15 protein-coding genes are annotated in these 18,722 nt (G+C 61.8%); 6 read left to right on the plus strand and 9 right to left on the minus strand.

From position 1 onward, the window contains the following. On the plus strand, positions 1 to 1,410 hold a 1,410-nt coding region (locus AYR66_RS29630), incomplete at its 5' end, for a sigma-54-dependent Fis family transcriptional regulator (protein WP_206047198.1). Here the strand turns inward: AYR66_RS29630 and AYR66_RS16400 are convergent. Next, positions 1,407 to 3,110: a methyl-accepting chemotaxis protein gene (locus AYR66_RS16400; protein WP_234814919.1), complete on the minus strand. Its 1,704-nt coding sequence runs from the start codon at positions 3,108 to 3,110 to the stop codon at positions 1,407 to 1,409. The two genes, AYR66_RS29630 and AYR66_RS16400, sit on opposite strands and share 4 nt — an antisense overlap. Positions 3,111 to 3,762: 652 nt before the next feature. Here AYR66_RS16400 and AYR66_RS16405 point away from each other — a divergent pair. Together AYR66_RS16405 and AYR66_RS16410 are read left to right on the plus strand one after the other, a co-directional pair. Beyond that, complete coding sequence (locus AYR66_RS16405; protein WP_088708394.1) at positions 3,763 to 4,437, plus strand: Crp/Fnr family transcriptional regulator; 675 nt, start codon at positions 3,763 to 3,765, stop codon at positions 4,435 to 4,437. Between the two features lie 108 nt (positions 4,438 to 4,545). Continuing rightward, positions 4,546 to 6,225 carry an AMP-binding protein gene (locus AYR66_RS16410; RefSeq protein WP_088708395.1) on the plus strand — a complete coding sequence of 560 codons (1,680 nt, stop codon included), beginning with the start codon at positions 4,546 to 4,548 and terminating at the stop codon, positions 6,223 to 6,225. A 120-nt stretch (positions 6,226 to 6,345) separates the two neighbouring features. Here AYR66_RS16410 and AYR66_RS16415 read toward each other — a convergent pair whose 3' ends face one another. Continuing rightward, on the minus strand, positions 6,346 to 8,004 hold the full coding sequence (locus AYR66_RS16415) for an electron transfer flavoprotein-ubiquinone oxidoreductase (protein ID WP_088708396.1): 1,659 nt from the start codon (positions 8,002 to 8,004) through the stop codon (positions 6,346 to 6,348). Between the two features lie 439 nt (positions 8,005 to 8,443). On the opposite strand from AYR66_RS16415, the gene AYR66_RS16420 reads away from it, so the two are divergent. Next, on the plus strand, positions 8,444 to 8,734 hold the full coding sequence (locus AYR66_RS16420; protein WP_088708397.1) for a hypothetical protein: 291 nt from the start codon (positions 8,444 to 8,446) through the stop codon (positions 8,732 to 8,734). A 59-nt stretch (positions 8,735 to 8,793) separates the two neighbouring features. Here AYR66_RS16420 and AYR66_RS16425 read toward each other — a convergent pair whose 3' ends face one another. The 7 genes from AYR66_RS16425 to icmF are packed head-to-tail and all read right to left on the minus strand — an operon-like array spanning position 8,794 to position 17,018. After that, complete coding sequence (locus AYR66_RS16425) at positions 8,794 to 9,642, minus strand: 3-hydroxybutyryl-CoA dehydrogenase (RefSeq protein ID WP_088708398.1); 849 nt, start codon at positions 9,640 to 9,642, stop codon at positions 8,794 to 8,796. 11 nt (positions 9,643 to 9,653) lie between these two features. Continuing rightward, positions 9,654 to 10,349, minus strand: a complete 696-nt coding sequence (locus tag AYR66_RS16430; RefSeq protein ID WP_088708399.1) for a nitroreductase — start codon at positions 10,347 to 10,349, stop codon at positions 9,654 to 9,656. Further along, positions 10,342 to 11,118, minus strand: coding sequence for an enoyl-CoA hydratase (locus AYR66_RS16435; RefSeq protein ID WP_088708400.1), 777 nt, complete (start codon positions 11,116 to 11,118; stop codon positions 10,342 to 10,344). Before AYR66_RS16435 ends, AYR66_RS16430 begins: the two co-directional genes overlap by 8 nt. After that, positions 11,097 to 11,675: a cob(I)yrinic acid a,c-diamide adenosyltransferase gene (locus AYR66_RS16440; protein ID WP_088708401.1), complete on the minus strand. Its 579-nt coding sequence runs from the start codon at positions 11,673 to 11,675 to the stop codon at positions 11,097 to 11,099. Before AYR66_RS16440 ends, AYR66_RS16435 begins: the two co-directional genes overlap by 22 nt. Before the next feature lie 13 nt (positions 11,676 to 11,688). Then, on the minus strand, positions 11,689 to 11,949 hold the full coding sequence (locus tag AYR66_RS16445; RefSeq protein ID WP_141104088.1) for a hypothetical protein: 261 nt from the start codon (positions 11,947 to 11,949) through the stop codon (positions 11,689 to 11,691). A gap of 5 nt (positions 11,950 to 11,954) precedes the next feature. Beyond that, positions 11,955 to 13,724: an acyl-CoA dehydrogenase gene (locus AYR66_RS16450; RefSeq protein WP_088708403.1), complete on the minus strand. Its 1,770-nt coding sequence runs from the start codon at positions 13,722 to 13,724 to the stop codon at positions 11,955 to 11,957. Positions 13,725 to 13,739: 15 nt separating this feature from the next. Continuing rightward, positions 13,740 to 17,018 (minus strand): fused isobutyryl-CoA mutase/GTPase IcmF, encoded by a 3,279-nt coding sequence (gene icmF, locus AYR66_RS16455; protein ID WP_088708404.1) that lies wholly within the window; start codon positions 17,016 to 17,018, stop codon positions 13,740 to 13,742. A 168-nt stretch (positions 17,019 to 17,186) separates the two neighbouring features. On the opposite strand from icmF, the gene AYR66_RS16460 reads away from it, so the two are divergent. Together AYR66_RS16460 and AYR66_RS28435 are read left to right on the plus strand one after the other, a co-directional pair. Further along, a complete protein-coding gene (locus AYR66_RS16460; RefSeq protein WP_088708405.1) occupies positions 17,187 to 18,197 on the plus strand; it encodes an AraC family transcriptional regulator in 1,011 nt (336 codons plus the stop codon). 343 nt (positions 18,198 to 18,540) lie between these two features. After that, positions 18,541 to 18,722 (plus strand): porin (locus AYR66_RS28435; protein ID WP_141104258.1); only part of this gene is annotated, 182 nt, incomplete at its 3' end.

Raw genomic sequence — 18,722 nt, forward strand, 5'->3', positions numbered from 1 at the left:
CTCGATGCCAGCGGCAACGGCAGCCATGACACCGGCATCGCATTGGAAGCGCTCACGCTTGCGGCGCGCGCGGTAGAGAACCGGCTGGTGTACGACACCCGTGACGCAATCTTCATCCGCATCCACCCGCGTTCCGACATGCTCGGCACGCCGCTCGAAGGTTTGCTCGCATTGTCGGAAGATGGCTGTCTGCTCGGCATGAACCAGACCGCGCGCCACCTGCTCGCCCTGATGCAAGTGACGGATACGCATATTGCATTCGACACGCTGTTCGACCTGCCCTTCCAGCAGACGATGGACCGGCTGCGGGTATCACGGCAAGCACCGGTGCAACTGCGGAGCGCCGCTGGCCTGCTGCTGCATGCGCGTGCCGGCAATGTCAGCGAACTCCGACAAGACGCGCTCTGCGGCATGCGCAGCGTGCCCGGCGCGCGCATCACCCGCACGCCGCAACCCGGAACGATCGCCCAGGACGAACGCGTCGAGCTGATGCTGCAGCATGCCCGGCGCGCGTATGCCCGCAACATCCCGGTGCTGCTGACCGGCGAAACCGGCACCGGCAAGGAAGTTGCGGCACGCCTGCTGCACGACAGCGGACCGCGCGCGCACGGCCCCTTCGTCGCGATCAATTGCGCATCGATTGCGGCCGGGCTGATCGAGTCGGAATTCTTCGGTTACGTGGAAGGCGCTTTTACCGGAGGCCGGCGCGGCGGCGCGGCCGGCAAGCTGGAGCAAGCCGACGGCGGCACCCTGTTCCTCGACGAGATCGGCGACATGCCGTACGAACTCCAGGGCCGCCTGCTGCGTGTGCTGCAGGAGCGCAACCTGACCCGCCTCGGCGGCAGCAAGGCGATCACCGTCGATATCGCGGTGGTCTGTGCGACCCACCGCGACCTTTCGCGTCTGGTCGCCACCGGCGAGTTCCGCGAAGACCTGCTCTACCGGATCAATGGCCTGCATGTCAGGCTGCCGGCGCTGCGCGAGCGTACCGACATCGCGTCGCTGGCAGAGCACTTGTTGCGCGAGGCCAATGCCGGACACGAAGTGCCCGCGCTGTCTGATGCCGCTCTGTCGGCATTGCTTGCGTATGCCTGGCCGGGCAACATCCGGCAGCTGCAGCATGTGCTGCGCATCGCATCGCTGTACGCCGAGGACAGCGGGCGCATCGAGCTTGAGCATCTGCCCGAGGAAGTTACTGGCAGCAGGAAGCGAATATCAGACTGTCCAGACGAGTCCGCAGGGTTGTCGCGCATCAGGCGCACCGAGCTGGACCTCATCCGCGGCGCGCTGCGTGCCACGAACGGGAACATCGCCGCTGCCGCGGCAAGCATCGGCATCGCGCGGCAGACCTTGTACCGGAAGATGCGCCGCTATGGAATGGCCCTGGAAACCAGGGGCCTCGATGACTAGAACTCTTCCCAATCCGAAGCGGTTGCGGCCCTGGCATTCGCTACCATGCGGACGCTGGAGGCAGCCCGGAGGGGCGCCTGCACCCTGGGTTTAGCCGGGGCGGGATGAGAAACCACGGTAGGTCTCGCAGCAGACGTAACGGTGGACGGCTGGGTACTGTCGAGCTTGAACACGCTGACGGTCTGCGCGAGGCCGTCTGCCTGCTCCTTCAACGCTTCGGCGGCGGCAGAGGCTTCCTCGACGAGCGCGGCATTCTGCTGCGTGACCTGGTCCATTTGGGTAATGGCATCATTAACCTGCCCGATGCCTGCCGCCTGTTCACGGCTGGCGGCATTGATCTCGTCCATGATATCGGTGACACGCTTCACGCTGGCGACGATTTCATTCATCGTTTCACCTGCCTGGTCGACCAGCCTGGCGCCAACATCCACCTTCTCGACCGAATCGCTGATGAGCGCCTTGATCTCCTTGGCTGCGGCGGCACTGCGTTGCGCAAGATTACGGACTTCCGACGCGACCACGGCAAAGCCGCGGCCTTGCTCACCGGCGCGCGCGGCTTCGACTGCTGCATTCAACGCGAGGATATTGGTCTGAAAGGCGATGCCGTCAATGACGCCGATAATGTCCGATATCTTCCTGGCGGAATTGTTGATTTCGCCCATCGTCTCCACCACTTGCGAAACGATGGTGCCGCCCTTGACCGCGACGCCTGAAGCAGACTTGGCGAGTTGATTGGCCTGCAGCGCGTTATCGGCGTTTTGCTTGACCGTCGATGTCAGCTCTTCCATCGAGGAGGCCGTCTCTTCCAGCGAGCTGGCCTGTTCTTCGGTGCGGGAGGAGAGATCGAGGTTGCCACTGGCGATCTGGCTCGATGCCGACGCAATGGTATCTGTCCCGGTGCGAACCTGGGCCACGATACGCGCCAGGCTTTCATTCATTTCCTTGAGCGACGCAAGCAGTTCCCCGGTCTCGTCCTTGCGGTCGACGATGATCCTTTGCGTCAGGTCGCCTTCGGCAACTCCCTTCGCAACTTTCATTGCCTCGCGCAGCGGCTGGGTGATGCCGCGGGTAGTGGTCAACGCAATGAAGAGACCGGACGCGATCGCCACCGCAGTGAGGATAAACATCAGCAGCCGGGCCGACTCATACGTCGACTTTGACTCTCGCTGGTCGAACTTGTTGTTTTCCTCTTGCAGCCTGATGCTTTCATGCAGGATGTCCTGCCAGTGTTGCGTCGCGGGCGCCGCTTGCGTAAGGAGCAGCTCGGTGGCTTCCGCGTCCTTGCCAGCCTTGGCCAGTTCAAACACCTTGTTGTTGATCGGGCGGATTTTTTCCTGCGCGTCTTTCAATTTGGCGAGAATGGCTTTTTCGGCATCTTCGGTAGAAATTGCGGAGAGCGCGGTAATTGCGGTGTCGTAGTCACTGCGTGCCTTGACGATTTTTGCATACTCGTTTTCGATCTGCGCGTTATCGTTAAGCATTACCATGGAATGCGATACGCGCGCCACGATGTGCACCGATTCCGACATGGTTTGCACCAGGTTCATCTTGCGGACGTTGCTTTCAATAACGTCGTCGAGAATCGTATTCACACGGCTCATGCCGGTTCCGCCTGTGGCGGCAAGTACCATCATTAAGGCCAGCATCAGGAAAAATCCTGTCCCCATGCGGACGCCGATTTTCATGTCCTTGATTTTCACGTTAACTCCTTGTTCTCGGGGATCGCTGCCGATTGCGCTGCAATTTCCTGCAAGCGATCGATTTCCGCCGCGTCCATCTGCTGCCGGCATCGACGCAAGTCGACGCGCGCACCGATTCAGGCGGCCAGTTAGTAAATGAAGCCAAGCGCCGACGAGGTCAGCTTATCGATGCCGGTGACGCGAACAGGGCGGCGACCGCGATGAGGAATGCGTGTGTGAGGACAGTTAGCGCGTTGATTCGGCGCTGGAGACATCAAGGAGAGCGCGCCGCTTGGCAGGCACGCTTCAGGACTGTTTGCCGTTCATGCATGGCACTTGCTGCGACTTGGAGGCAGCGTCCAAGGTGATTATCTACAGTTGGTCACACTGATACAAGTACCTTAGCAGGTTTTGCACATGCTGAACCCGTGAAGTGCGCGGCCCGCTTGACAGTAGTCAAGAAATGGAAAATTGCGCCCGCGTGTCTGAAAAGACTGACAACGAAGCGGCGCTCCGGTCGTGCAAGACTGACAAGCATGGCCGAATGAACGCGGCATCGTTACCTGGCCGGGCGGGTGGTCAAAATTCGCATCGCTTGTGGCAGTTAATATCATTGTGCCCGGCAACCGCGCTTCCTAGAATCGGCAACGCATAGGCAACAGGTGGAAATGCCGTGGACGTTCTCAATAACTTCCTGAACCAGCAACCGTTCATTCCCGGCCTGTCGGAAGAGGAACGTGCATTGCTGTTCCGGTCGTCCTTCATGCGCACCGTTCCCGCCGGCAGTCATGTCTGCCAGTTCGGCGGCACCGCCGATGTCTGGTATGGCGTCATCTCCGGTTTCGTGAAGGTGTCGGTAACGTCGAAGAGCGGCAAGCCGACCTCGTACGTCGCTATCACGGCCGGCGACTGGATAGGCGAAGGATCGGTACTGAAGGGCGGCATCCGCCTGTACGACATTGTCGCGCTGAGCCATTCGAAAATCGCCTGCGTGCCGCGCGCCGTTTTCCTGTCCCTGCACAAATCGAACCTGCAGTTCTGCCACTTCCTCATCGATCGGATGAATAACCGGCTCGGGCACTTCATCTTCTCTCTGCAAGTCGACCGCCTCGTCGATCCGGAAGCCAAGGTCGCAAGGGTGCTGTGCATGCTGGCGCAGGATGAGCCGCAGGACCTCCCGCATACCGTGACGCTGAACCAGACCGAGCTGGCGCTGCTCTGCGGCCTGTCGCGTCCCTACACGAACAAGGTATTGATCAAGCTCAGCAAGCTCGGGCTCATCAATCTCGATTACGGAAAGATTGCCATCCTCGATAGATCGGGGCTGGAAACCTACGACGAAGATTGAGGCGCGTGAGCGCACTTTGTCCTCGCAATGACAGCCTTGTCGGCAACGCGCTCCTATAATTTTCCCGGAGTGGGACGTCATTGATTCTTACCAGTACGGAGACACAGCATGAGCAACAGTCAAGCCAGCGAAGCCTTCTTCAGGGCACGCGATTTCCTCCAGCAATACCGCGACGATTACGACACTGCCTATCGCGAATACCGCAAGCCGGAGTTGACCGAATTCAACTGGGCGCTGGATGTGTTCGACGTCCAGGCAAAGGACAACCATGCACCCGCGCTGTGGGTGGTCGAAGAAGACGGCAGCGAGCAGAAAATCTCCTTCGCGGAGATGGCCGCGCGTTCCAACCGCGTCGCGAACTACCTGCGCCGTCTCGGCGTCAAGCGCGGCGAACGGCTGCTGCTCATGCTGCCGAACCGCGTCGAACTTTGGGAGACCATGCTTGCCGGCATCAAGCTGGGCGTGGTGATGGTGCCGACCACCATGCTGGTATCCCCCGAAGACCTGGCAGACCGCCTGGAGCGCGGCGCCGTCAAACACGTCATTGCGCAGGCGAGCGAAACGCCGAAGTTTTCCACGCTGGCCGGCGACTACACCCGCATTGCCGTCGGCGGCGCGGCCGAAGGCTGGCAAGCGTACGAGGACAGTGAGCGTGAAGACACGTGCTTCGAAGCGGACGGCATCACGCTGGCCGACGATCCCCTGCTGCTGTACTTCACCTCGGGCACGACATCCAAGCCCAAGCTCGTCTTGCATACGCACCAAAGCTACCCGGTGGGCCACCTGTCGACGATGTACTGGATCGGCCTGAAGAAGAACGACGTGCACTGGAACATCAGCTCGCCCGGCTGGGCCAAGCATGCGTGGAGCTGCTTCTTCGCGCCGTGGAATGCCGGCGCTACGGTCTTCGTCTACAACTACGCGCGCTTCAATGCGCGCAACTGCCTGGAAGTGATCATCCGCTGCGGCGTGACTTCGCTGTGCGCGCCGCCGACGGTGTGGCGCATGATGATCCAGGAAGACCTGAGCAAGTTCAAGGTGCCGCTGCGCGAACTGGTCGGTGCCGGCGAGCCGCTGAACCCGGAAGTGATCGAGCAGGTCGAATCGGCCTGGGGCATCCGCATCCGCGATGGTTTCGGCCAGTCCGAGACGACCGCACAAGTCGGGAACACGCCGGGCCAGCTGCTCAAGCCGGGTTCCATGGGGCGACCGCTGCCGGGTTACACGGTCGCGCTGCTCGACCATGACGATGCGCCGTCGGACACCGGCGAAATCTCGCTCACGCTGACGCCGCGTCCGATCGGGTTGATGCGCTGCTACGAAGGCGAAGAAAAGAAGACCGCCGAAGTGATGCGTGCAGGCTACTACCACACCGGCGACACCGCGAGCCGGGATGAAGACGGCTATCTGTTCTACATCGGCCGCAACGACGATGTGTTCAAGTCGTCCGACTACCGCATCAGCCCGTTCGAACTGGAGAGCGTGCTGATCGAGCATGAAGCGGTACTGGAAGCGGCGATTGTGCCGAGTCCCGATCCGTTGCGTCTCTCCGTGCCGAAGGCATTCATCACGCTGCGTGCCGGTCACGAGCCGACGCATGAACTCGCGCAATCGATTTTCAGGTTCGCAAAGGAACGTCTCGCGCCTTACAAGCGGATTCGGCGTATCGAGTTTGCGGAGTTGCCGAAGACGATTTCGGGGAAGATCCGAAGGGTGGAATTGCGCAAGCTGGAGTTGGGGGATGCGAGGAGGAGTGGAGAGTATCGCGAGGAGGATTTTGCGTCCTGAGTGATTGCATGCGGGAGGCTACTTTCAACCTCCCGCCCTCTCTCCCCGTCATTCCGGCCTTCGCCGGAATGACGGGGAGAGACATGTCCGCGGATCGACAGCAAGCTCCCGCACCCACCCCTACATATTCGGATAACTCGGCCCGCCGCCCCCCTCCGGCGTCACCCACACGATATTCTGCGTCGGATCCTTGATATCGCAAGTCTTGCAGTGCACGCAGTTCTGCGCATTGATCTGCAACCTGTCCTCGCCGCCGTCCCCCGTCACGAACTCGTACACGCCCGCCGGGCAATAGCGCTGCTCCGGCCCCGCATACTTCGCCAGGTTGACATTCACCGGCACACCATGATCCTTCAGCGTGAGATGCACGGGCTGGTCCTCGGCATGGTTGGCATTCGAAATGAACACCGACGACAGCCGGTCGAAGGTCAGCTTGCCGTCCGGTTTCGGATAGCGGATAGGCTGGAATTCGCTCGCCGGACGCAGGCAGGCATGGTCTGCATGCTTGTGCCGCAGCGTCCATGGCGCCTTGCCGCGGAACAGCACCTGGTCGATGCCGACCAAGACCGTACCCGTGAACAGCCCCTTCGCCATCGCCGGCTTGAAGTTGCGTCCCTTGTGGAGTTCGTCATGCAGCCATGACTGGCGGAAGGCTTCCGGGAAGGCGGCAAGCACATCCTGCGCACGCCCTTCCAGCAAGGCCTCGAATGCCGCTTCGGCGGCCAGCATGCCGGACTTCATCGCCGCGTGGCTGCCCTTGATGCGCGATGCGTTGAGGAAGCCGGCATCGCAGCCGACCAGCGCGCCGCCGGGGAAGACCAGCTCGGGCAGCGACTGCAGGCCGCCGGCCGTCAATGCGCGGGCGCCGTAGGAAATGCGCTTGCCGCCTTCAAAGAATTTGCGGATTTCCGGATGCGTCTTGTAGCGCTGGAATTCCTCGTACGGCGACAGCCAGGGGTTCTGGTACGCGAGGCCGATTACATAACCGACCGCGACCTGGTTGTTTTCGAGATGGTAGAGGAAGGAGCCGCCATAGGTATCTGCCTCGAGCGGCCAGCCCGCGGTATGGATCACGAGGCCGGGCTTGTGCATGGCAGGATCGATTTCCCACAGTTCCTTGATGCCGATCGCATGGGTCTGCGGGTCCCTGCCCTTGTCCAGGCCGAACTTCGCCACCAGCTGCTTGCCGAGATGCCCGCGTGCACCTTCCGCAAAGAAGGTGTACTTCGCATGCAGTTCCATGCCGGGCTGAAAGTTGTCGGTCGGTTTGCCGTGGCGGTCGACGCCCATGTTGCCGGTAGCGACACCCTTGACCGAGCCATCGTCGTTGTACAGCACCTCGGCGGCGGGAAAGCCGGCGAAGATATCGACACCCAGGCTTTCCGCCTGCTGCCCCAGCCAGCGCACCACGCTGGCCAGCGAGATCACGTAGTTGCCGTGGTTCTTGAAGCAGGCAGGCAATGCCCACTCCGGCGTCCTGACCGCTTTCTTTTCGGTCAGGAACAGGAAGCGGTCTTCCGTTACTTCGGTATTGAGCGGCGCACCGCGCTCTTTCCAGTCGGGGAAGAGCTCGTTCATCGCGACAGGATCCATCACCGCGCCGGAGAGAATGTGGGCACCGACCTCCGAACCTTTTTCAAGCACGCAGACCGACACCTCGGTATTGTTGTCGGCCGCAAGCTGCTTGATGCGGATGGCGGCCGACAGGCCGGCGGGCCCGCCGCCGACGATCACCACATCGTATTCCATCGCCTCGCGCGGGCCGTAGTGTTGGGACATGATCAGATCTCGTCAGCGATAAGGTTGTCGGGAAGTGTGTCGACCAGGACTGGCGCAGACCACTTGCTGAGTTCCCAGCAAAACATGAAGTATTCGAAGATGGACATGATTTTCCTTTTGGCGTGTAACGCAGGGGTAACAAATTCTAGGGACGCCGGCATGGTCTCGCCAATGATGAAAAGCGCCAGTCCACGCGCAATTTTTTACCACCTCACGCATCGCCAAAAGCAAGACGGCCCGATGCAACACAAACCGCATCGGGCCGGAATCTGGCAACCAGGAGAACGTTGCTCGTTCACGTAGCAAAGTGAAGTGCGCATGTCGCGCAATTTCACTTGCAACAATTTGTAAGCCTGGTCATCGCAAGTTCAACCGCCTTCGTTATTCGAGGTAACAAGGAAACGTCTTCCTTGTCTTGAATAGGAAAGAGAGCACCACAATGAAAAAGACCCTTCTGATCGCAGCCTTGTTCGCCGTTGCTGGTGTCGCGAGTGCACAAAATCCTGCGCCTGCTGCCCCCGCTTCGACTGCCGCACCCGCAGCCACGACTGAAGCTGCCAAGCCCGCAGCGGCAACAACGAAAGCGAAAGCAGCAAAGAAGGTCCATGCCAAGAAGCATGGCAAGCACGTCGCGAAGAAGGCAGATCAAGCCAAGGCAGCAGGTACTGAACCGGCCGCCAAGGCGGACGCCCCCGTCGCAGCGAAAGCGGCTTCTGCTCCTGCAAAATAATCTGGCGTCGTTTCTTCAAAAGGCCCGCGGCATCGCGGGCTTTTTGTTTCGCCGAGGTCTCAGTACTGGTAAAACCCTCGCTTCGTCTTACGACCCAGGCGCCCGGCATCCACCATTTCCTTCAGCAGCTGCGCAGGCCGGTACTTCGTATCCCCGAAGTCGCGATAGAACACTTCCATGATCGACAGCACCGTATCGAGGCCGATCAGGTCGGCCAGCGCCAGCGGTCCGATCGGCTGGTTGGTGCCCTGCTTCATGCCATTGTCGATGTCTTCCGCGCTCGCCAAGCCTTCCTGCAGCACGAAGATCGCTTCATTGATCATGGGCACGAGGATGCGGTTGACGACGAAGCCCGGCGCATTCTTGACCGCGATCGGCGTCTTGTCCAGGCGCTTCGCCAGCGCCAGCGTCTCGGCAAGCGCCTGTTCGCCGGTCTGCACGCCACTGATGACTTCCACCAGCCCCATCACCGGCACGGGATTGAAGAAATGCATGCCGATGAAGCGGTCCGCGTGCTCGAGCGACTTCGCCAGCTTGGTGATCGATACTGACGAGGTGTTGGTCGCGATGATGCTGTCGCGGGAAGCAATGCGTTCCACACCTTGCAGGATCTTTTGCTTGATCTCGAGGTTCTCCGTCGCCGCCTCGATAAGAAAGCCGGCCGGCGCCAGTTCCTCGACCTGTACGGCGCCACGGATCCTTGCCAGCGCTGCATCCCTGTCGTCCGCCGACAGCTTCTGCTTCGCCACCATGCGCTCCAGGTTACTTGCGATTCCTGCGATCCCGCGCGCGATGGCAGCTTCGTTCACATCATTGAGGATGACGTTGAGACCCGCAACCGCGCAGACCTGCGCAATGCCGCTGCCCATCTGCCCGGCGCCGATAATGCCTACCGTCTTGATTTCCATAGTGCTCTGCCTCAGTCAAAAAATTTCAGGATGGATTCCACCGGCGCGCGCTCGGTCTTCAGCTGGCCGATCAGCGCGTCGTGGTCTTCATAGCCGATCGACATGCTGCATACGAGCATCTCCGAATCGGGCCATCCGAGTTCTTCGCGCAGGATGGCATGGAAGGGATTGATCGCCGCCTGCGGACAGGTCGCGAGGCCATGCGCGCGCGCAGCCAGCATCACGTTCTGGATGAACATGCCGTAGTCCAGCCAGCTGCCCTTGCCCATGATGCGGTCGATGGTGAAGAACAGCGTGACTGGCGCATCGAAGAACTCGACGTTGCGCCGATGCTGCGCATGCATGCGCTGCTTGTCTTCCCTGGCGATGCCCAGCAGGCTGTACAGGTCCCAGCCCACCTTGCGCCGCCGCTCGAGATAAGGCGGATGCCATTCGCGCGGATAGTAGTCGTACTCTTCCACATGACGCTCCGCCGCTTCGGGATCGTCGAAGGCGGCACGCAGGCGATCGATGATGCCGGTTTGCTTGCTGCCGGTGACTGCATACACCTTCCATGGCTGCGTGTTGGAGCCGGACGGCGCGTGGCGCGCCAGCTCGATGACAGCGGCAATCACCTCTTCCGAAACGGGCTTGGGCTGGAACGCCCGCACTGCGCGCCGCCCGGCGATCAGGTGGGTCGCCGATGCGAGCAAGCCTGCGCTAGTCATGCCGGAACTCCGGCTTGCGCTTCTCGAGGAATGCAGCCATGCCTTCCTTCTGGTCATTCGTTGCGAACAGCGCATGGAAGTTCCTGCGCTCGTACAGCACGCCTTCAGCGAGCGTGCTTTCATAGGCGCGGTTCACGCATTCCTTGGCGGCCATCACGCTGGGCAGCGACATGGAGGCGATGAACGTTGCGGCGGCGAGCGCTTCTTCTTCCAGCTTTTCCAGCGGCACGATGCGTGACACCAGCCCGGCGCGTTCCGCTTCCGTTGCATCCATCATGCGGCCGGTGAGGACCATGTCCATCGCCTTCGACTTGGACACGGCGCGCGGAAGCCGTTGCGTGCCGCCGGCGCCGGGAATGGTGCCGAGCTTGATCTCGGGCTGGCCGAATTTTGCATTGTCGGCGGCGATGATGAAGTCGCACATCATCGCCAGCTCGCAACCGCCGCCCAGCGCATAGCCGGCAACCGCGGCAATAACCGGCTTGCGCACGCGCAGGATGGTTTCCCAGTTGCGGCCGATGAAGTTCTGGCGGAACGCGTCCATGTAGGTCTTCGACTGCATCGCGGAAATATCCGCGCCGGCCGCGAACGCCTTGCTGCTGCCCGTCAGGATGATGCAGCCGATGCCGTCGTCGGCATCCATGCCGAGCAGCGCTGCGCCGAGCGCATCCATGAGTTCGTCATTCAGCGCGTTGAGCTGCGCCGGGCGGTTGAGCTGGAGGATGCCGACCCGGCCTTCGCGGCGGATCAGGATGGTGTCTTGCTGCATTGCTGTCCCTTTCGTTGAACCCACACTACGTCTTTCCGTCCCGCGCAACGGTTCAGTTCGCGGGCGGTGACAAACAGGAAATCCGACAAGCGGTTGAGGTAGCGGCGCAACGGTGCGTTGACGCCCGCCCATTCCCTCGCCAGGGCCAGCACCGCGCGCTCGGCATTGCGGCAGGCGGTCCGGGCGAGATGCGCCTGCGCCGCCGCCGGGGTGCCGCCGGGAAGGATGAAATCCTCCAGCCGACCGAGGTTGGCATTCAATGCATCGAGCTGCACTTCGAGCCGCGTGACGTGCTCCGGCGTGATCCGCGCGCTGCCGGGTATGCACAACTCGGCGCCGAGGTCGAACAGGTCGTGCTGGATGTCGGCCAGGTAATCCCTGACCGCTGCCGGAACGTCCGCCTGGCTCAGCACCGTCCCGATGAAGGCATTCAGGTGGTCGACCTCGCCCATCGCCTGCACGCGCAAGCTGTCCTTGTCGATGCGCGAACCGTCGCCGAGGCCGGTGGTGCCGTCGTCGCCGGTGCGGGTATAAATCTTTGTAAGCCTGTTTCCCATGTCCGCTCTCCGGTCAATGCACGGTGCCAATCAAAGTGGCTTGCCTGACGACCTTTTGCAGGGCGTCAACCGGCAGGCTGTCGGCTACGTCCTGGCAATAATTGAGGATTTCCCGCGAGAGCGGGATGCCAAGGCGCTCCGCCTGGATGCAGCGGATCAGCGCCAGACGTTTGTGTCCGAAGCGGACCGAACGTTCCAGCAGGGCCAGCATCGCGTTCTTGTTGCTCTCGTGCGAGACCGCACGCTTGAGATCGCGGATTTGCTGTCGCGTCACGGCGATCACTCCAGCCAGGCGGTATCGGGGAAGTCGAGCGCGCTGCTGCCGCCTTCCTTGATCGTGGCAGCCAGTGCCGGCGCGTTGACCAGCACGTGGGCGGCAAAGAAGGATGCCGAGTGCGCGACTGCCGCGAGTTCGGCGCCATCCTTGCGCAATGCCGCCTGCAACCTGCGCGCATGCATCCAGCCGCCGACCACCGTGCCCCACAGGTGGAGGTAGGGAACCGAACCGCCATAGACTGCGCGCGGTGCGGACTCCTGCGATTCGATGATCCAGTTGACGGCGCTGCGCAGCGCATCGCATGCGCTTGCCAGGCGAGTCGACAGGCGCTGCGCTGCCGGATGTCCATTCTCGCCGAGCACCTTGACGTCGGCCATCATGTCGCCAATCAGTGCGAACGCTGCCTCACCACGATCACGCTGGGTCTTGCGGCCGACCAGGTCGTTGGCCTGGATCGCGGTCGTGCCTTCGTAAATCGTCAGGATGCGCGCGTCGCGGTAATACTGGGCCGCGCCGGTCTCTTCGATGAAGCCCATGCCGCCGAATACCTGCACCGCATCGTAGGTGAGGTCCTGCGCGGATTCGGTCAGCCAGCCCTTGAGCACGGGCACCAGCAATTCCATCCTTGCCTTCGCCTTGCCGCTGGCCGCCGCATTGGAATGCGCGAGATCCTTTTGCATGGAAACGTACACGGCCAGCGCGCGCATCGCCTCGATCCGGCTCTTCATGCCCAGCAGCATGCGGCGCACATCCGGATGGCGGATGATGGTGCCGGTCGTGGCTTCGCCAACCGCGCGTCCCTGTACCCGCTCCAGCGCATAAGCCAGCGCATGCTGGTACGCGCGGTCGGACACCGACAAGCCCTGCAGACCGACGGAGAAACGTGCTTCGTTCATCATGATGAACATGTATTCCAGCCCGCGATTTTCTTCACCGACGAGATAGCCTGTGGCTCCCTCGCCTTCGCCAAACAGCATGACGGCGGTCGGGCTGCCGTGGATGCCCAGCTTGTGCTCGATCGACGCGCAGCGCACGTCGTTGCGACTGCCCGGCGTGCCGTCCGGATTCACCATGAACTTCGGCACCACGAACAGCGAAATGCCCTTCACGCCCTTCGGTGCGTCCGGCGTGCGCGCCAGCACGAGGTGGATGATGTTTTCAGCAAGGTCGTGCTCGCCGTAGGTAATGAAAATCTTCTGGCCGTGGATTCGGTAGCTGCCGTCCTCCTGTCGCAGCGCCTTGCACTGCACCGCCGCAAGGTCGGATCCGGCCGACGGCTCGGTGAGGTTCATCGTGCCGGTCCACTCGCCGCTGACCAGCTTGGCCAGGTAGGTTTCCTTCAGTGCGTCATTGCCTGCGGTCAGCAGCGCCTCGATGGCGCCGTTGGTCAGCATCGGGCACAGCGCGAAACTCAGGCTGGCCGCATGCCACATTTCATCGACGGCAGTGGCGACCACCGAGCACAAGCCCTGCCCGCCATATTGCTCGGGGAAGCGCAGGCCGTTCCAGCCGCTTTCACAGAAGCCCGCATACGCTTCGCGGTAGCCCGGCGACGTGGTGACGACGGAGTCGTGCCATTTTGCACCGTTCCTGTCGCTGCCGGCGTTGAGCGGATCGATGACTTCGCTCGCGAACTTTCCGGCTTCTTCCGCAATGGCAAGGACGGTGCCGGTGTCGCAGTCGATGCCGCAATGCTGCGCATGCTGGTCAAAGTCGAAGACATCGCCAAGAAGAAAGGCAAGGTCTTTCAGCGGGGGGTGATATTGGCTCATTGTTTTCCCTCGGATTTACATGTTGCGGCGGTACTGGCCGCCCACTTCAAACAGCGCATTGCTGATCTGGCCCAGCGAGCACACGCGCACCGCATCCATCAGCACGGCGAACACGTTCTCGTTGTTGATCACCGCCTGCTGCAGGCGCTGCAGCATCGCCGGTCCCTGACCCGCATTGCGTGTCTGGAAGTCGGCCAGACGCTTCAGTTGCGACTGCTTCTCGTCGTCGGTCGAACGCGCCAACTCCAGCGATTGCGGAATCGCTTCACCCTTCGGGTTGCGGAAGGTGTTGACGCCGATGATGGGCAGCGTGCCGTCGTGCTTCAGCTGCTCGTAATACATCGACTCTTCCTGGATCTTGCCGCGCTGGTAGCCGGTTTCCATCGCGCCCAGCACGCCGCCACGTTCGGCGATGCGCTCGAATTCCTGCAGCACCGCCTCTTCCACCAGGTCGGTCAGTTCCTCGATGATGTACGCGCCCTGGTTCGGGTTTTCGTTCTTCGCCAGGCCCCATTCGCGGTTGATGATCAACTGGATCGCCAGCGCGCGGCGCACCGACTCGTCGGTCGGCGTGGTGATCGCTTCGTCATACGCATTGGTGTGCAGCGAGTTGCAGTTGTCGTAGATCGCGATCAGCGCCTGCAGCGTGGTGCGGATATCGTTGAAGTCGATTTCCTGCGCGTGCAGCGAGCGGCCGGACGTCTGGATGTGGTACTTCAGCTTCTGGCTTCGTTCATTCGCGCCGTACTTGTCGCGCATCGCGACTGCCCAAATGCGGCGGGCAACACGGCCGAGCACGGTGTATTCCGGGTCCATGCCGTTGCTGAAGAAGAACGACAGGTTGGGCGCGAAGTCATCGATGTGCATGCCACGAGCCAAATACGCTTCGACGAAGGTGAAGCCGTTCGACAGCGTGAACGCAAGCTGCGAGATCGGGTTGGCGCCGGCTTCGGCGATGTGGTAACCCGAGATCGAGACTGAATAGAAATTGCGGACCTGGTTCCTGACGAAATATTCCTGGATATCGCCCATCACCTTGAGCGAGAACTCGGTCGAGAAGATGCAGGTGTTCTGCCCCTGGTCTTCCTTCAGGATGTCGGCCTGCACGGTGCCGCGGACGTTTTTCAGCACCCAGGCTTTCAGCTGTGCCATTTCTTCCGCATCCGGGTCGCGCTTGTTTTCCTGCCTGAACTTCGTGAGCTGCTGGTCGATCGCGGTGTTCATGAACATCGCGAGGATGGTCGGTGCCGGGCCGTTGATCGTCATCGACACCGAGGTATTGGGCGCGCACAGGTCGAAGCCGTCATACAGCACCTTCATGTCATCCAGCGTGGCAATCGACACGCCGGAGTTGCCGACCTTGCCGTAGATGTCGGGGCGCGGCGCCGGGTCGGCCCCGTACAGCGTGACCGAGTCGAAGGCGGTCGACAGGCGCTTCGCATCCATGCCTTCGGACACCAGCTTGAAGCGGCGGTTGGTGCGGAAGGCGTCGCCTTCGCCCGCGAACATGCGTGTCGGGTCTTCGCCCTCGCGCTTGAACGGGAAGACGCCGGCGGTATAGGGGAAGGAACCGGGGACGTTTTCCGCCATCAGGAAGCGCAGGATTTCGCCTTCGTCTTCATAGCGCGGCAATGCCACTTTGCGGATCTTGGTGCCGGACAGGGTCTTTTGCACGAGGCGGGTGCGGATTTCATTGTCGCGGATCTTGACCACGTAATCGTCGCCGGAATAGGCGGCTTTCATGTCGGGCCAGGATGCGAGGAGTTTTTTGGCGACTGCGTCCATTGCATTGTCGCGCTCGACGATCAGGTCGTCGAGGTCGGCCGCCTTGTTGCAGGCAGCTGCCATGCGCCTGGCTTCCTGCAGTTGCTGGCGCTCGCGGGCGAGCTTGACCTGCTTCGCGGTGTTCTTGTGGTAGCCGCGCACGGTGTCGGCAATCTCGGCGAGGTAGCGGGTGCGCGCGGGCGGCACGATGGCATTCTTGCCGGACGAGAAGCGGACGTTGACCGGTTCCAACTTGCCCGGTCGAGCCTTGAGACCGAGTTCAGTCAGCTTCGGCAGCAAGCCCTGGTACAGCGCGGTCACGCCGTCGTCGTTGAAGCGCGAAGCCTGCGTGCCAAACACCGGCATCTCGTCCGGCTTCTTCGAGAACAGTTCACGGTTGCGCTGGTATTGCTTGGCGACATCGCGTAGCGCATCCTGCGCGCCCTTGCGGTCGAACTTGTTGATCGCGACGAAATCGGCGAAGTCGAGCATGTCGATCTTTTCCAGCTGCGACGCGGCGCCAAATTCCGGCGTCATCACATACATCGACAGGTCGACATGCGGCACGATCGCCGCGTCGCCCTGGCCGATGCCGGAGGTCTCGACGATCACAAGGTCGAAGCCCGCCACCTTGCAGGCGGCGATCACGTCGGGCAGCGCGGTTGAAATTTCCAGTCCTGCCTCACGCGTGGCGAGCGAGCGCATGAAGACACGCGACTGACCGTTCCACGGATTGATCGCATTCATGCGGATGCGGTCGCCGAGCAGCGCGCCGCCGGATTTGCGGCGGGACGGGTCGATGGACACGACCGCGATGTTGAGCGCATCGTCCTGGTCGAGGCGGATACGGCGGATCAGTTCATCGGTCAGCGAAGACTTGCCGGCGCCGCCGGTGCCGGTGATGCCGAGGACCGGCGTCTGGATGGTGTCGGCAACCTTGTGCAGTTCGGTCTTGAGTTTCGCGGATACCTTGCCGTTTTCCAGTGCGGTGATGAGTTGCGCGAGCGGACGCTGGCGCTCGATGATCTCGCCGGTAGTCAGGGATTCCAGCCTGGTGGGTGCATACGTGGAAAGATCGACGTCGCACATCTGGATCATGGACAGGATCATGCCTGCCAGGCCGAGGCGCTGGCCGTCTTCCGGGCTGAAGATGCGCGCCACGCCATACGCATGCAGGTCGGCGATCTCGGACGGCACGATCACGCCGCCGCCGCCGCCGAATACCTTGATATGCGCGCCGCCGCGCTGCTTCAACAGGTCGATCATGTACTTGAAGTACTCGACGTGGCCGCCCTGGTAGCTGGAAATGGCGATGCCTTGCGCATCTTCCTGCAGCGCCGCGGTGACGATTTCGTCGACCGAACGGTTATGGCCGAGGTGGATGACTTCCGCGCCGTTGGACATCAGGATGCGGCGCATGATGTTGATCGAGGCGTCGTGGCCGTCGAACAGCGAGGCAGCGGTCACGAAACGGACCTTGTTGGCCGGCTTGTATTCGGTGAGCTTCGTGGATTCGGACAGGTCTGTCATGGAATGGCCTTTGCAAGGACGGATAATGGAGTCTGGGCAAAGTATAGAAAGCGGCGTCATGGACGACGATGCCGAAAAATTCCATAGATGATGGAAAGTTTGGTCATATGTGATTGCTTTTTGATAACTTTTGGCGGCATGGCCGTCTCTTGCTTGTAGACTTGCGCAATGCAAAAAGGCAGTGTTTCGATTTACTTTGTACGGTCGGCGTTGGAGCCGGTGCTGGCGCGCGGCATCGACATCGAGCCGCTGCTGCGGGAAGCCGGCATTTCCGCTGCTGTGCTGCAGGCGCCCCAGGGCAGGGTCACCGCGCAGAATTTCAGCGCGCTGTGGCTGGCCGTGGCGCGGGTGCTGGACGACGAGCTGTTCGACCAGGATTCGCGGCGCATGAAGGTCGGCAGTTTCGCGATGCTCAGCCACATCCTGGTGGGCTGCGACACCTTGTCCGCCGCCCTGACGCGGATGACGAAATTCTTCAATCTCATCCTGGACGACTTCCACTGCGCACTCGAAACCGAAGGCCGCCAGGCGCTGCTGACCATCCGTGAGACGCCCGGCCCCGCCGCGCCACGCGTCTTCGGCTACGAGACCCTGCTGATGCTGCAGCACGGCCTTGCGTGCTGGCTGATCGGCCGGCGCATCCCGCTCCTCGCGGCGGCCTTCGCCTATCCCGAACCTTCACGCAGCGCCGAATACGCATTCATGTATTGCGAACAACTGGCGTTCAACGAAAGCTATACCTCCATCCGCTTCGACCGTTCCTACCTCGCCCTGCCGGTGATCCAGAACGAGCGCACGGCGAAGGAATTCGTGCGCAATGCGCCGGCGAACATCGTCCTCAAGTACAAGAACACGAACAGCCTCACCGCGCAGATCCGGCGGCGCCTGCGCGCTGCCGGCAGCGACGAGTGGCCGGAATTCGAATTCATCGCGAAGACCCTCAACATGACCCCGTCCACGCTGCGCCGCCGCCTGGAGGACGAGGGACAATCCTTCCAGGCGATCAAGGACCAGCTGCGGCGCGACATGGCGATCGATTACCTCTGCCACACGACAAAGAGCGTGGCGGAAATCGCGGCGGAACTGGGCTTCGCCGAAGCCAGCGCCTTCCACCGCGCGTTCAAGAAATGGGCAGGCGCCTCGCCGGGGGAATACCGGCTGCTCGCGCATCGGCGATAAGCCATCACACGTAAAGAATCTTTACGCACGGGCGCTTTACATTCGTAAAGAAGCTTGACGCCCTCTCCTGCCCTCTCCCCGCAGGATCCGCCCTGTACGCCTCTCCTGCCGTCATGGCACACCGCTTGCAACTCACCGCCGCGCTGTATCCGGCCCGGATATCCCCCGTCAGGCCTCGTTACGCGAGTTCCGGCCCCGCTTCACGAGAGCGGCGCCGGACGTTCACGGTGGAGCGACACGATTGCGTCATCGATGGGCGGCCTGCTTTTTCAACGTGCATTCAACGTGCATATCCGGCGCCATTCCATAACGTCGACAACAATTCAATTTCCTGGAGAGTGAAATGAAAAAATCCATGACCATGTTCACGCTGCTGGCTGCCGTCTCCGGCGGCACCGCCGCACAATCGGCGGTCAGCGTCTACGGCCTGGTCGATCTCGGCGTGGTCGCAGAAGGTGGCGGCCCCGGCGGTTCCCTCCTCAAGCTGACCAGCGGCGTCAGCGCCGGCAGCCGCATCGGCTTTCG

The organism is Noviherbaspirillum denitrificans, from assembly GCF_002211445.1.
Classification (GTDB): Bacteria; Pseudomonadota; Gammaproteobacteria; order Burkholderiales; family Burkholderiaceae_D; genus Noviherbaspirillum; species Noviherbaspirillum denitrificans.